Consider the following 14,685-nt stretch of genomic DNA (forward strand, 5'->3'; position numbering starts at 1 on the left):
AAGGAGTATCTGTGGTCGCCGGCGTTCGACTCGCCGATCAAAATCGTCGAACTCGGCGCGGGCGCCGTAAACAACGGCAGAACAGAAACGAAGGTCGACCGACGGAAGCGCCGGTCAGAACAGCGCGGACGCCGCCGCCTCGGCCGTCTCGATGACGGGACCGAAGCCGGGAAGGAGTAGCACCGTCGCGACCGCCGCGAAGACGACTGCGGCGTACAGCGCCGTCGGCCGCACGTCGATCGCGTCGAGCGCGCTCGGCGACTCGGGGTCGTCGAGGAACAGCGCCTTCACGACCCGGCTGTAGTAGTACAGCGACACGACGCTGTTTATCGCGCCGAGTCCGGCGAGCCACAGGAAGCCGTTGTCGATGGCCGCCTGGAACAGGAAGTACTTCGAGAAGAACCCGGCGAACGGCGGCAGCCCGGCCAGCGAGAACATGAACACAGCCATCGCGACGGAGGCGACCGGCGCGCGCCGCCAGAGCCCCGCGTAGTCCTCGAAGGTGCGGCCGACGCCCCACCGCTCCGCCATCGCGACGAAGAGGAACGCGCCGGTGTTCATGAACCCGTAGACGAGCAGGTGCGCCATCGCGGCGCCCATGACCGTGCCGTTCGCGGGTCCGTCGACGGTGAGCGCGGCGACGCCGATGAGCGCGTACCCGGCGTGCCCGATGGAGGAGTACGCGAGCATCCGCTTGACCTCCTCTTGGACCGCGGCCGCGAAGTTGCCGACCGTCATCGTGACGGCCGCGAGGATCGCGAACGCGAGCATCCAGTCGATGTTCGCCGAGACCGCCATCTCAAGCGGGAACGCCTCGGTGAACACGCGGAACGCGACGACGAATCCGGCGGCCTTCGAGGCCGACGAGAGGAACGCGCTCACCGGTGCGGGCGCGCCCTCGTACGCCTCCGGCGCCCAGAAGTGGAACGGGACGGAGGCGGTCTTGAACGCGACGCCGCCGATCATCATCACGACGCCGACGCCGAGGACACCCGTGAGACCCTCGATGGACGCCGACGCGATGTCGGCGAGGATGAGCGACCCGGTGGCCGCGTACACGAGCGAGATGCCGAACAGGAAGATGGCAGACGAGAGCGCGCCGACGAGGAAGTACTTCAGCCCCGCCTCAACGCTCCCGCGGTTGTGCTTGAGGTACGCGACGAGCACGTACGACGGCAGCGACACCATTTCCAGGGCGACGAACACGACCGCGAGCGAGTTCGCGACCGCGAGCAGCGCCATCCCGGTCGCGGCGAACGTTACGAGCGAGTAGAACGCCGCCGGGTTGGCGTGGTCGTGGAAGTAGTCGTGTCCGGCGACCAGCACCAGCGCGGTCACCGACGCGAAGATGGCGGTGAAGAACAACGCCAATGTGTCAACCTTGATCGCGTCCGCGAACAGGTAGACCGCGCCGCCGTCCGGGCTGACCCCGCCGCTCGCGGTGAGCCAGACGGTGGCCGCGAGCGCGGCGAGCGAACCGATCGCGCCGACGATCGCCATCGACGTGTTCGACCGCGCGTCCGGCCGGATCGTGTCGACGAGCAGTAGCGCGAGTCCGGTGACGGCCAAGAGCAGCACCGGCAACAGTGCCGTCACGCCGGGGAGACCGTTAACCATCGATCGTCACCCCCTCGACGACGGGTACGGCAGCGTCACGGATCATCTCGAAGAAGATGTCGGGCGCGACGCCGAGCACGATGATCGCCACCAGAAGCACCGCGAGCGGGGCGACGTCGTGGAACGCCGCGGGCCCGACCTCGTAGTCGGTTTCGAGCTCGAACGGCCCGAACAGCGTACTCTCGCATCGCCGACAACAGGTAGCCGGCGACGATGACGATACCGAACATGGCGAGCGCCGTGAACACCGGCGCGTACGGGAGCGCCGGAGCGGACAGCGAGCCGACGAAGATGAAGAACTCGCCCGCGAAGCCGGCCATCAGCGGCAGCCCCATGTAGCCGAAGGCGCCGGCGACGAGGATGCCGACGGTGACCGGCATCCGGTCGGCCATCCCGGCCATGTCGCCGACCATCCGGGTGTGAGTCGTGTTGTAGATGACGCCGACCGCCATGAACATCAGCCCCGAGATGAGACCGTGCGCGACCATCTGGAACGTCGCGCCGCCGACCCCGTACTCGGTGAAGACGATGAGTCCGAGGATGACGTAGCCCATCGACGAGACGGAGGAGTAGGCGACGATGCGCTTGAGGTCCTTCTGGGCCAGCGCCAGCATCGCGCCGTAGATGACGCTGATGACCGCGATCGCCGCGATCGGAACCGCGAGCATCGACGCCTGCTCGGGAAGCATCGTGAAGTTGAACCGGAGCAGCGCGTACGTCCCCATCTTCAGGAGGACGCCCGCCAGAAGCACCGACGCGGGCGTCGGTGCCTGAACGTGAGCGTCCGGAAGCCACGTGTGGAACGGCACGATCGGGACCTTCACCGCGAACCCGAGGAACATCGCGAGGAACGCCACCATCGCGATCCGGTCCGGCGGGATGCCGAACCACTTGCCAAGGTCGCCCGCGGCGATCGCCTGCGCGATCTCGGGCAGCGCGAACGACGACACCGAGTCGCCGAGCGCGAACACGAGGCTCATGAAGCCGAGGAACATCAGCAGCGACGCCGCGTTCGTGTACACGAAGAACTTGATCGCGGCGTACTTGCGGCGCGGGCCGCCCCAGATCCCGATGAGGAAGTACATCGGGACCAGCACCGCCTCCCAGAAGACGAACCACAGGAAGAAGTCGAGCGCGGCGAACACGCCGAGCAGGTTCGCCTCCATGAACAGCATTAGGCCGTAAAACTGACTCTGCCGCGTGTCCACGGGCGTCCACGCGCTGAGGATCGCCAGCGGTACGAGGAACGTCGTGAGCACGAACAACGGGAGGCTGATCCCGTCGAGTCCGACGAACCACGAGACGCTGCGACCCCCGACTTCGAGCCACTCGATCTGCGTCGCGTACGCGATCTCGCCGCCGAGCAGCGCGTTGCCGCCGGCCTCGAAGCCGGACCAGAGGTAGAGGCTCCCGACGAACGGGATCAGGCTGATCGCGAACGCCAGTCGCCCCGCCCACTCGTCGGGTGCGAGGAACACCGTCAGCGCGCCGACGAAGGCGGCCGCCATGAGCGCTTCGAGTAGCATCAGAACCACCCCCCGGTCGCGCCGAGCACGAGCAACAGCGCGACGAGTCCGAAGGTGAGCAGCGCGGCGTACTGCGAGACGACGCCGGACTGGAGCTTCCGGACCCGGTCGCCGCCGGTCAGGCTCACCGAGGAGACGCCGTTCACGACGCCGTCGATGATTCCCTGATCGAAGACGTTCGCGCCGCCCGCGACGTCTTCCGTTCGATACGCGAGCCAGACCTGTAGTTCGTCGAGGTAGTAGTTGTTGTACAGCACGTCTTTGACCCCGCCGAGCTTGGCGGTGTGTTCCGTCGGCGACGCCACGTTGTAGAGCCGCCAGGCGAGTCCGAGTCCGAGCAGCGCGAGGCCGAGCGAGACGGCCGCGCCGACGAGGACGGTTCCGACCTCACCGCCGACGAGGGTGCCGCTACTGTACGGACTCAGGTCGGCGTAGTGGTGCGAGGAAAGCCCCTCGATGCCGCCCCACTCGTTGTCGAGCCAGCGGTGGAGCAGGTCGATCCCCTCCAGTCCGAGGACCTTCTGGACCGGCACCATGTTGATGAGACCGGTGACGACCGCGAGCGACCCGAGCACCGTCAGCGGTCCCTTCACGTTCCAGCGAACGGGTTCGGGGTCGCGCGCGGTGTCGCTCCGCGGCTCACCGTGGAAGGTCAGGAACACCATCCGGAAGGTGTAGAAGGCGGTGACGGGCACCGCGAGCAGCCCCATCAGGTAGCCGCCGAGCAGCAGCGGGTCGTTGAGTCCGTGGACGAGCGCCTCGTAGAGGATCTCGTCTTTCGACCAGAAGCCGGCGAACGGGAAGATGCCCGCGAGCGCCAGCGACCCGGCGAGGAAGGTGTAGTAGGTGACCGGCATCTTCGATTTCAGCCCGCCCATGTCCCACATATCCTCGTTGTGGTGCGATCGCGATGATGACCGCACCGGCGCCGAGGAACAGCAGCGCCTTGAAGAACGCGTGGGTGGTGAGGTGGAAGACCGCGGCCACGTAGCCGCCCGCGCCGAGCGCGAGCATCATGTAGCCGTACTGCGAGATGGTGGAGTACGCGAGCACCTGCTTCAGCTCGTCTTTCACCAGCCCCATCGTCGCCGCGAACAGCGCCGTGAAGCCGCCGACGAAGGCGATGACCGCCATCGTCGTCGGCGTCAGCACGTAGAAGCCGTACATCCGCGCGACGAGGTAGACGCCGGCCGCGACCATCGTCGCGGCGTGGATGAGCGCGGAGACCGGCGTCGGACCCTCCATCGCGTCGGGGAGCCACGTGTGAAGCGGGAACTGCGCGGACTTGCCGACGACGCCGCCCAAGACGAGCAGGCCGACGACGGTCAGCCACGTCTGTAGTTCGAGACCGCCGGGCGTCCATGCGACCGACCCGGAGCCGTTGAGCGCCGCGTCCGCGAGCGCCGGGAACGACTCCGGACCGGCGAACTGCGCCGTGCCGAAGGTTGCGAACACCGCGACGACGCCGACGAGGAAGAAGTAGTCACCGAAGCGGGTGACGAGGAACGCCTTCTTCGCGGCCGACGGCGGACCCGGCTCCCGGAAGTGGAAGCCGATGAGCAGGTACGAGCAGAGCCCGACCAGCTCGAAGAACATGAACGCCATCAGCAGGTTGTCGGCGACGACGAAGCCGAGCATCGACGCCGTGAACAGACCGAGTCCGGCGTAGTACCGTGGCAGCCCCGTCTCGCCCTCGTCGTTCATGTACCCGAGCGAGAACACGTGCACGAGCAGCGCGACGAGCGTCACGATGACGAGCATGAGCGCCGACAGCGGGTCGATCAGGACGCCGAACGTGAGTTCGATCTCCGTCGGCCCGATCCCCGCACCGCCCTCGCTCGCCCAGTGGTACAGCGTCTCGTTGTACGCGCGGCCGCTCGCGACGGTCGCCGCGACCCAGATCGACAGCAGGAACGATCCCGCCGTCGCCGCGATGCCGCCGAAGGCGCCGCCCTTCGGGAGGTACCTGCCCGCGCCGAGCGCGACCAGGAACGAGAAGAACGGGAGGAGCACGATCGCCGGAACGTATGCGAATGCGTCCACCATCTTACCACCTCATCTCCGCGGGAACGGTCACGTCTGTCGTGCCGAAGTTACGGTATAACACGAGTATGATGCCGATACCGATGGCGACCTCGGCGGCGGCGAGCGCGATGACGAACAGCGCGAACACCTGCCCCGTGAGGTCGCCGTAGTACAGCGCGAACGCGACGAAGTTGATGTTGGCTGCGTTCATCATGAGCTCGACGCTCATGAGGAAGTACAGCGCATTCCGTCGCGTCAGGACGCCGAACAGTCCGATACAGAACACGGCCGACGCCAACAGCAGGTACCACGACGGCGGGATCGACGAGGCGATGGCGGTCACCGGCGGTCACCTCCGTCGGTGAACGCCTGCCCGAGCGCGGAGACGATGGAGTCGTCCTCCTCGCGCTTCGCGAGGTAGACGGCTCCGTCGACCGCGACGTCGAGCGCGACCGCGGCGATCAGGAAGGCGGCGAGGAACCCCTCTGCGGGGATCGTCGCGATGTCGTACCCGCCGAGATTGAACAGGGCGTACCCGATGTTATGGACGACAGAAGCGTCGGCCGGGAACCCGACCTCCTCGAAACCGAACGTCGCCGCGTTGACCGTCGCGGCCAGCACGGCGAACAGGGCGCCGACGGCGATTGCGGGCACGATCCGCGACCCGCGGCTCTCGTCGTTGCTCACGCGCGACTCACCTCCGTTTCGGAATCCGATCGCGTGAGCATCACGGCGAACGTGACTAAGATGAGGACCCCGCCCACGTAGACGAGGATCTCGCATGGCGGCGATAAACTCCGCCCGCAGCATCACGTAGTCGCACCGCGACGCTCGTGAGGGCTCCGCCCAGAAGCAGCGCGGCGTGGAACACGTCGCGCGCCAGGACGACCCCGAGGGCGAACGCCAGCGTAACCGCGGCGAACAGCCCGAACGCGATGGTGACTTCAACCATTGTGTTTGTCTCCTATGAGAACCCCTTTGAAGATTTCGAGACGCTACTGGTAGTCGACCTCGCCGTCGCCCTCCCCGATCCACGCGCCGCGATCGGGATTGCGGGACTCCAGCGGGTCGATCCCCTTGTACCACGGGACGTTCTTGAGCTGTTCTTTGTTGAACACGAAGTCGTCTTTCGTGTCCGCCGTGAACTCGAAGTTCTGCGTCAACAGGATGGCGTCGACGGGGCAGACCTCCTCGCAGAGCCGACAGTAGATGCCGACTGCCCGATGTGGAGGTTGTACTGCTCGCCGTTGCGCTGGTCGTCCTGAACGATCTGGATCGTGTCGTTCGGACAGACGTTCTCGCACTGCCGACACCAGATACACCGCTCCTGGCTGAACTTGTGGACCCCGCGGAACCGGGGACTCACCTCGGGCGCGTCCTCCGGGTACTCCACGGTGAACGTCTTCCCGTCCAGCGCGTGCTTCATCGTCGTCGCCATGGATTTCATGAGTCCGATCATGTTACGCGATCACCCCCACGATTACGGCCGTGAGAACCAGGTTCGCGAACGACAGCACCAGCATACCTTTCCAGCCGATCTCGATCAGCTGATCGATCCGGACGCGGGGTATCGCCGCGCGGGCCCACTGCGTGAACAGGAAGAAGCCCCAGATCTTCACCACGAACCAGATGAAGCCGATGCTCTCCGGGCCGGGCCCGGAGGCGCCGCCGAGGAACGTCACGGCGAGGATCGCTCCGCCGAGGAAGATGTGGACGAACTCTCCGAGATAGAAGAGGACGAAGTACGCCGAGGAGTACTCCGTCTGGTACCCCCGACGATCTCCGTCGGCGCCTCGGGGATGTCGAACGGGTTCCGTCCGATCTCCGCCATGTTCGCCGTGAGGAACAGCACGAACGCGAACGGGTTCACGAACGCGTACCACGACGGGATTGCGACGCCGCCGATCGTCGCGAGCGTCTCCGTCTGCGCGCCGACGATGCCGCTCATCTGGAGCGTGCCGGCGAATATCACGGCCGACATCGCGGTGACGATGAGCGGAATCTCGTACGCGAGGTTCTGCGCGACGGCGCGGAGGCCGCCGAGAAGCGAGTACTTGTTGCTCGACGCGTAGCCGGCCATCACCAGCGAGACGGAGGCGATGGAGGCGAACGCGAACACCAGCGCGAAGCCGACCTCCGGGTCCGCGAGGTGGAGGTTGATCGGGCCGATCCGTCCCATCGGGATAACCGAGAAGCCGAGCAGCGCGGACGCCGGCAGGAGGATCGGCGCGATGTCCCACGTGGGGCGGTCGACGCCCTCGGGGACGATCAGCTCCTTCGCGAGCAGCTGGACCGCGGCCGCCGGGATGATGAGCAGCCCGTACGGGCCGATCCGGTCGACCGCGATCCGGTCGGTGAACGCGGCCGTGACCTTCCGTTTCGCCCACGGGCCCGCGACGCCCGTGAACGCGAGGATGATGTTCCCGACGACGAAGGCGGCGACGAGCGAGGCCGCGACCTCGCCGATCACGCTGTCGAGCCCGAGCGTGTCGACGATGAACTCGGGGAACAGCTGCGCGGGCGCCGTGCCCATCAGCGGTCCACCTCCCCGAGAACGACGTCGAGGCTACCGAGGGCCGCGATGACGTCGGGAATGTACTCCCCGTTCGCCATCTCCGGCAGCGTCTGGAGGTTCGAGAAGCACGGCGACCGGATCTTGAACCGGGCCGGCTTGTCCGTCCCGTCCGCGCGGATGTAGATGCCGAGCTCGCCCTTCGCGCCCTCGACGGCGCGGTAGATCTCGGTGTCGTCGTCCGGGCGCAGCGTGCGCGGCACGTTCGCCTGGATGTTCCGCTCGTCTTCGGGCCAGTCTTCGAGCAGGTCGACGCACTGCTCGATGATCTTCGCAGACTCCTCGACCTCGCGCATGCGGACGAGCAGGCGGCTGAAGTTGTCGCAGCCCCCCTCGGTGACGACGTCCCAGTCCAGCTCGTCGTAGTAGCCGTACGGGTCGTCGCGGCGCAGGTCGTAGTCGACGCCCGAGCCGCGGGCGACGGGACCGGTCGCGCCGTAGTTCTTGGCAACCTCCGGCGGGAGGATCCCCGTGTCGATCGTCCGCATCTGGAAGATCTCGTTCGAGGTGATCAGGTTGTGGTACTCCTCGACGGACTCCGGGAGCTGGTCGAGGAAGTCCCGGGTCTTCGAGAAGAACTCGTCGCGCGGCTCCGGGAGGTCCCAGACGACGCCGCCGAGCCGGAAGTAGTTGAACATCAGCCGCTGGCCCGTCAGATCCTCCAAGAGGTTCTGGACGCGCTCGCGGTCGTTGATGGCGTACATGAACGTCGCCGTGAAGTCGCCGTTGATGTCGAGCGCGAACGTGGCGAGCGCGAGCATGTGCGCGGCGATCCGGCACATCTCCGCGCCCATCGTCCGGATGACCTGCGCGTACTCCGGCACCTCGATGTCCGCGAGGTCCTCGGCCGCGCGGGCGTACGCCCACTCGTTGAGCAGGCCCGCCGAGATGTAGTCCCAGCGGTCGGGGTACGGCATGATCTGGTGGCGGTACGTCCCGGACTGCGCCATCTGCTCCTCGCTGCGGTGGAGGTAGCCGATGTCGGGCTCGACGTCGACGACCTGCTCGCCGTCGAGGACCGTCTTCAGGTGGAGCACCCCGTGGGTCGCCGGGTGATGCGGCCCGATGTTGAGGAACATCGTGTCGGACTCGGCGTCCTTATGATGCTCCTCGAGCGGATTCGCGTGCTCCGGCAGCGTGGCGATCTGCGGTCGGTCCTTGTCGTAGTCCATCGACAGGGGGTGGCCCTGCCAGGTCTCGGGCAGCAGGATCCGGCGCAGGTCGGGGTGCCCCTCGTACTCGACGCCGATCAGGTCGTACGCCTCCCGCTCGTGCCAGTCGGCCGTGCGGAAGACGGGCTCGGCCGACTCGGAGACGGGGTCGTCCTTGTCCGCGGGGACGACGACGCTGACCTCCTGGGTCGGGTCGTCGTACTTCTTCAGGTGGTAGATCGACTCGTAGCGGTTCTCGTACTCCTGTGCGGAGACGACGGAGAGGTGGTCGTACCCCGCCTGCTGTTTCAGGATCGAGAGCGTCTCCTGGACGGTGTCCGGGCGGATGACGAACCCGGGCGCGTTCAGGTGGTCGTCGCGGTCGACGACGAGGTCGCCGAGCAGCGCCTCCAGCTCGTCGGGGGTGCGCTCAACGGCGCCGTCGTCGACGGTGTCCGGTCGTTCGAGGCTCATGGCGAATCAGCGAAGTTGTACCGCATGACGAGCTCGTCGTCGTCGATCTGGTCGGTCAGCTTGTCGACGAGTTCGTCGCGTTCGAGGTCCGAGAACTCCTCCAGCTCGTACGGCTTGACGGTGACGGGCGCGGCCTCGCCGTTGGCGACGCGCTCTTGCAGCTTCACGACGCCGTAGACGAGCGCCTCGGGACGGGGCGGGCAGCCGGGGACGTGGATGTCGATCGGGATGACCTCCTCGGCGCCTTTGATCACGTTGTACCCCTCCTGGAACGGGCCGCCGGAGATGGTGCGATCGAGCCCATACCGACGACGAACTTCGGCTCGGGCATCTGGTCGTAGACGCGCTTCATCCGCGGGGCGAACTTCGAGACGATCGTCCCGGGGACGATCATCACGTCGGCCTGTCGCGGCGACGCGCGGGGGACGCCCGACCCGAAGCGGTCGAGGTCGTGTTTCACCGCGTAGGTGTCGGATCATCTCGATGCTCGGAGCAGGCGATGCCGAACTGCAGCATGAACATCGAAGAGCCCCGACACCAGTTCAGGAACTTGTCGAACTTGGTGAGGATGAACGGCGAGGAGCCGAACGCCTCGCGGAGCCGGGAGTTGAACCGGTCCCCCTGCCCGGTCATCCGGGCGTCTCTGGTCTCGGTTACGACCTGCGATTCGTCGGTGATAAACGGTTGATCGCTGCTCATTAGTTGAGTTCCTCCGTCGTCTTTCTGCTGGTCGCGCGGGGGCTGCGGGCCCAGCTGATCGCCCCCGACCGCCACGCCCAGACGAGTCCGACCGCGAGAATGCCGACGAACGCCAACATCGGCCACAGCAGGTCGGCCATCGGAACGCCGGCCTGAACGGCCGGGCGGTAGATGACCGCCCACGGGAACAGCAACACGGTCTCGATGTCGAACACGACGAACAACAACGCGACCATGTAGTACTGGATGTTGAACCGGATCCGCGTCCCGCCCGTCGGGGTCTCGCCGGACTCGTAGGTGGTACTTTTACCGGTCTCAGGCACACTCGGACGGAGCAGCGCCGACACTGTCATCATCGCTATCGGGATGAGCAGGCCGACGACCGCCAAGGCGCCAATCGCTATCCAATCGCTCATATAGGTCTCCGTAACGTGCTGGGGTTTGGACCGCCCCCTCATAAGCGTTGAGTCTTGTGCGTCCGCGGGCGTGCGGGCCGGTATCGACGGTTTGCGGTCGAAGCGCCCGCGAACCGACCGAGAGCCGTCGAACGGGTTCGTCGCGGAGTGAAAAGGAACGTGTCCGGACCGCGAAGCGGTCCCCGTGCCGAGGTCCCGCTACCGCTCTCGGAACCCGTCGATCCCGAGGTCGTGGAGAGCCGTCGAGACGTCCGCAACGCCCGCCTTCTGCTCGTCGTGGAGGTCGACCAGTCGCTCCTCGATTTCGTCGTGTTCGCGCGCGAGCACCTGCGCCGCCGACAGCGCCGCGTTGTACGACTTCCCGGCGTCGACGGCGACGATCGGCGCTCCCGTCGGCATCCCGATGACGGAGTCCACCGACTTCTCCTGGACCGGCACGCCGATCACGGGCACCGGGTACGCGATTGAGGCGGTCATGTTCGGCAGGTCGGCGGACTTCCCGCCCGCGCCGGCGACGATCACGTCCAGCCCGCGGTCGGTCGCCGTCTCCCCGTACGCGTACATGAGTTCTGGCGTCCGGTGCGCGGAGACGACGTAGCTCTCGTAGGTGAACCGTGCGTCCGGCGCCTCGCCGAAGTCGGTCTGCTCCGCGAAGCCGAGGTCGTCGAGCGCCTCGTAGGCGTCCTCCATGACGGGGAGGTCCGAGTCCGACCCCATGATGATCCCCACGTCCGGGGTGGTCGCCGGGTCCGCGTCGGCCGCCGCTTCAGCTTCGAGCCGGTCGATCAGGTCGTCCACCGTGGTCATGAACGGGGGTTCGGCGGAGGGCTACAAGGAACTCCCGGATGCGGCGACTACGTAGATCAGTAGGTAGCCGCGGGTGCTCCGTGGTCGACACCCACACAGTCCCAGCCGCTCGGCGATACGTGGTTGCTCCTGCGACGAACACCTCCAAAGCCCCAGCCGCGACGGCTCGGTGCGCTCGCTGCGCTCCTCGTCGCTCGTTTCACTCGCTCCTGCGGTGCTTGCGTCACGCGCCTTCCGCCCTCGCGGCAGCGTGGCGCTACGCGCCACGGGCAGCCGGCGGCTTCGCCGCCGGCGACTGCCCCTTTGAGTCCCACCCCGCACAGCAGCCGCACCTCACGCCTCCCCAGCCTCGTCAGTCGCCTCCGCTTCGCTCCGGCGACTGACTCCCTCGCGCGGCGCTGCTCGGCCGCGAAGCGGCCTCGCAGGCACGCGCCACCGCGGGTCTGTTTATAGACAATCGTCGCCGTCGCTGGCGTCGTTTTAAATACGATCACTGAAGGAGTCGGTTGTCCGACGGGATTACGCGTCCCGGAACGTCAGCCTGTTCCGGAGGTCACGCGCCCGCGAAAGCAGCGCGTCGGGGTCGATTCCGTCGTCGCCTGACGAGTCCGCTCCCCGCTCCGTCACCGTCAGGTGCCCCATCTTCCGGAGCGGGTACACGTCGTCTTTGCCGTACCAGTGGAGGTCGGCGTCGGGCGCCGCGAACACCGCCTCGACGCCGGACAGCGTCGCCGGTTCGGTCTCGTCTACGTCGCCGAGCACGTTCGCGGTGACCGCGGGCGCGACGAGGTCGGTCGGGCCGAGCGGCCACCCGAGGACGGCGCGGACGTGGTTTTCGAACTGCGAGGTGCGCGCGCCCTCGATCGTCCAGTGACCCGAGTTGTGCGGGCGCGGCGCGATCTCGTTGACCAGCACCTCCCCGTCGCGGGTCTCGAACAGCTCGATCCCGAAGACGCCCCGGCCGTCGAGCACGTCGAGCACGTCGCGTGCGACCGACTCGGCCTCGGCGACGACGGCGTCGTCGGCCCGGGCGGGACTGACGCTCTCGCGGAGGATCTCCTCGCGGTGGACCGTCTCGGTGACGGGGTAGGTCCGGGTCTCGCCGTCCGCGCCCTTCAGCCCCATCACGGCGATCTCGCGCTCGAAGTCGAGGAACTCCTCGGCCATCGCGGCGCCGCCGACCGCGTCGAGCGCGGCGGCCGCTTCCTCGGGCGTTTCGACCGGGACGTTTCCGCGGCCGTCGTACCCTCCCTCGCGGGCCTTCAGCATGGCGCCGCCGAACTCCTCGACGACGCGTTCGAGTCCGTCGGCAGTCGCGACCGCGACGAACTCGGGGACGGGGATCCCGGCGTCCGCGAGCGCTTCCTTCTGTACCAGTTTGTCCTGGATCGTCTCCAGCGTGCCCGGATCGGGATGAACCGGCACGCCGTGTTCCTCGCTCGCGGCCGCGAGGACCGCCGGGTCCGCGAGTTCGATCTCGAAGGTCAGGGCGTCGACGCGGGCCGCGAGCTCGTCGATCGCGTCCGCGTCGTCGAAGTCGGCGACGATCTGATCGGCCGCGACGGGCGCCGCCGGACAGTCGGGCGTCGGGTCCAACACGACGAGGTCGACGCCGAGCGGCGCGGCTGCCTCGGCCAGCATGCGGCCCAGCTGTCCGCCGCCGACGACGCCGAGCGTCGGTCCCGGCAGAGTGATCGACATGTACGAGTCGGTACTGAACAGAAGTGAATAAGTATTACCAAAACCGGAGACAGATATCCACGAAGACGGATCAAACGTTCCGGGAGCGTCCCGGCGAGCCGATCGACCGTTCCGTTCGATCTCGGACCGTCGGGCTACTCCCGGCGCAGCAGGAGGAACCCGCCGACCACGACGAGCAGGAGGCTCACGAGACCGACGACCTGCGTGAGACCGACCCCGAACCCTTCGAGCGGTGAGCCGCCCTCCGCGGCGCCGTCGACACTGCCCGCGCCGTCGCCCGACGCGGAGGCGCCCTCACCCGATTCCCCGTCGGAGGTCGACTCGACGACCGAGACGGTCCCCACCTCGGTCGAGCCGACGATGACGTCGTACTCGCCGACCTCGGGGAACTGGGGGGTGAACGTGACGCGCCGCGTCGCGTCGGCGGGGACGGTTATCGTCCGGTCGTCCACGAGCTCGCCGTTGACCCGGAGACCGACGTTGGTCGTTCCCTCGGCACTGCCGTCGTTCCGAAGTTCGACGGCGACCTCCGTCGTACGCTCCGGCGCCACTTCCTCGGCGCCGAGCGCGGCGTTCGCGACCGTCACGTCCGACTGCGGGCCGCCGACGGCGAAGTACGAGAAGCCCGGCGTCTCGGCGACATAAACGCCGTCGCCCTTGTAGGCCGTCGGTAGCTCGCGCCACTGGTTGTTGTTGTAGCGGTACAGCGCGACATCCTCGGGCGAGTCGGCGTCGGAGAACGCAGACATCTCCGCCTCGAAGCGGATCTCCGCGCTGTCGACGTCGCCGGATTCGAACGAGTTCGCCACGATCTCGAACGCCGACACGGTCTCCGCGTCCTCGTGGTCGCGCACGTCGTCGGGGATCTCGGCGGGTTCCATCGGCGTCACGTCGAGATCGAACGAGAGAATTTCGGACGAGGGAGCGACTGAAAGCGCCGAGAGCGTCGCGTTCGACACCGACATTTCGGCCGGCAGCTCCGCCTCGACGACCTCGTCGGCGTCGACGCTCCCGGCGGAGAGGGTCGCGGTGGCGTTCGCCATCTCGACCGAGGCCGTCGTCGTCTCGACGGTGTCCCCGGTCGGCGGGGGAGCGACCGCGCCGCCACCGCCGCCACCGGTGTTCGCTCCGTCGCCGCCATCCGAACCGTCGCCGCCGTCGCCACCGCCGGCTCCGTCGCCACCGCCCGAACCGTCGCCGCCATCCGAACCGTCGCCGCCATCCGAACCGTCGCCGCCGTCGCCGCCGCCGGCTCCGTCGCCGACCGCGAGGTCGACGCGGCGGACCTCGCCTGGCTCCCACTCGACCGTTTCGTCGGTCCCGGCGACCTCGCCGTTGACGCGGAACTCGACGGTCGCACCCGCGTCGTCGTCCGTCCCCTCGACGACGAGCTTCTGGTCGAACGCCGACGACCCGCCGTACGCGCCGGACTGGGTCGTGGTGAGGCTCCCGCGCTGTTCGCCGTCGATATAGGCGGTGACCTCGACGCCCTCCGGGGCCGGCTCCCCGTCGATGATGACGTCGCCGAAGTAGGCCGCGGGCGTCGGCGGCGGCCCGTCCTGCGCGACGGCCGCCGGAGCGCCGGCGACCGCGGAGACGACCAGTAGCGAGACGATGACGATCGTGACCGGTGTCGAGCGTACTCGTGACATGGGGGAACGTCCCACGCCGGTTCGAACGGAGCGGCCCGAACGGGG

The 14,685-nt window shown here is 67.6% G+C and carries 8 protein-coding genes and 6 pseudogenes; all 14 read right to left on the reverse strand.

Going from position 1 to position 14,685, the window contains the following annotated elements; translation table 11 throughout:
- Nucleotides 1–114: 114 nt before the first annotated feature.
- Complete coding sequence (locus tag ACODNG_RS04240; RefSeq protein WP_434522560.1) at nt 115–1,617, reverse strand: NADH-quinone oxidoreductase subunit N; 1,503 nt, start codon at nt 1,615–1,617, stop codon at nt 115–117.
- Nucleotides 1,610–3,143: pseudogene (locus ACODNG_RS04245) on the reverse strand (complex I subunit 4 family protein). Before ACODNG_RS04245 ends, ACODNG_RS04240 begins: the two are co-directional and overlap by 8 nt.
- A pseudogene (gene nuoL, locus ACODNG_RS04250) lies at nt 3,143–5,189 on the reverse strand (NADH-quinone oxidoreductase subunit L). The pseudogenes ACODNG_RS04245 and nuoL overlap by 1 nt, the downstream one beginning before the upstream one ends.
- Nucleotide 5,190: 1 nt before the next feature.
- Nucleotides 5,191–5,511 (reverse strand): NADH-quinone oxidoreductase subunit NuoK, encoded by a 321-nt coding sequence (gene nuoK, locus ACODNG_RS04255; RefSeq protein WP_210113244.1) that lies wholly within the window; start codon nt 5,509–5,511, stop codon nt 5,191–5,193.
- Nucleotides 5,508–5,855: a hypothetical protein gene (locus ACODNG_RS04260; protein WP_434522561.1), complete on the reverse strand. Its 348-nt coding sequence runs from the start codon at nt 5,853–5,855 to the stop codon at nt 5,508–5,510. Before ACODNG_RS04260 ends, nuoK begins: the two co-directional genes overlap by 4 nt.
- Nucleotides 5,852–6,120, reverse strand: a pseudogene (locus ACODNG_RS04265) (NADH-quinone oxidoreductase subunit J). The gene ACODNG_RS04260 and the pseudogene ACODNG_RS04265 overlap by 4 nt, the downstream one beginning before the upstream one ends.
- Before the next feature lie 43 nt (nt 6,121–6,163).
- A pseudogene (locus ACODNG_RS04270) lies at nt 6,164–6,627 on the reverse strand (NuoI/complex I 23 kDa subunit family protein).
- 1 nt (nt 6,628) lies between these two features.
- Nucleotides 6,629–7,701, reverse strand: a pseudogene (locus ACODNG_RS04275) (complex I subunit 1/NuoH family protein).
- Complete coding sequence (locus ACODNG_RS04280; RefSeq protein ID WP_434522562.1) at nt 7,701–9,365, reverse strand: NADH-quinone oxidoreductase subunit D; 1,665 nt, start codon at nt 9,363–9,365, stop codon at nt 7,701–7,703. The pseudogene ACODNG_RS04275 and the gene ACODNG_RS04280 overlap by 1 nt, the downstream one beginning before the upstream one ends.
- Nucleotides 9,362–10,064, reverse strand: a pseudogene (locus ACODNG_RS04285) (NADH-quinone oxidoreductase subunit B). Before ACODNG_RS04285 ends, ACODNG_RS04280 begins: the two are co-directional and overlap by 4 nt.
- Nucleotides 10,064–10,480 carry an NADH-quinone oxidoreductase subunit A gene (locus ACODNG_RS04290; RefSeq protein ID WP_210113239.1) on the reverse strand — a complete coding sequence of 139 codons (417 nt, stop codon included), beginning with the start codon at nt 10,478–10,480 and terminating at the stop codon, nt 10,064–10,066. Before ACODNG_RS04290 ends, ACODNG_RS04285 begins: the two are co-directional and overlap by 1 nt.
- 198 nt (nt 10,481–10,678) lie before the next feature.
- Nucleotides 10,679–11,287 carry a 5-(carboxyamino)imidazole ribonucleotide mutase gene (purE, locus tag ACODNG_RS04295; RefSeq protein WP_434522563.1) on the reverse strand — a complete coding sequence of 203 codons (609 nt, stop codon included), beginning with the start codon at nt 11,285–11,287 and terminating at the stop codon, nt 10,679–10,681.
- 519 nt (nt 11,288–11,806) lie between these two features.
- On the reverse strand, nt 11,807–12,988 hold the full coding sequence (locus ACODNG_RS04300) for a 5-(carboxyamino)imidazole ribonucleotide synthase (RefSeq protein WP_434522564.1): 1,182 nt from the start codon (nt 12,986–12,988) through the stop codon (nt 11,807–11,809).
- Between the two features lie 134 nt (nt 12,989–13,122).
- On the reverse strand, nt 13,123–14,640 hold the full coding sequence (locus ACODNG_RS04305; protein WP_434522565.1) for a PGF-pre-PGF domain-containing protein: 1,518 nt from the start codon (nt 14,638–14,640) through the stop codon (nt 13,123–13,125).
- Nucleotides 14,641–14,685: the final 45 nt, after the last annotated feature.

The organism is Halorubrum sp. AS12, assembly GCF_051122765.1.
In the GTDB taxonomy this organism is placed as follows: Archaea; Halobacteriota; Halobacteria; order Halobacteriales; family Haloferacaceae; genus Halorubrum; species Halorubrum trapanicum.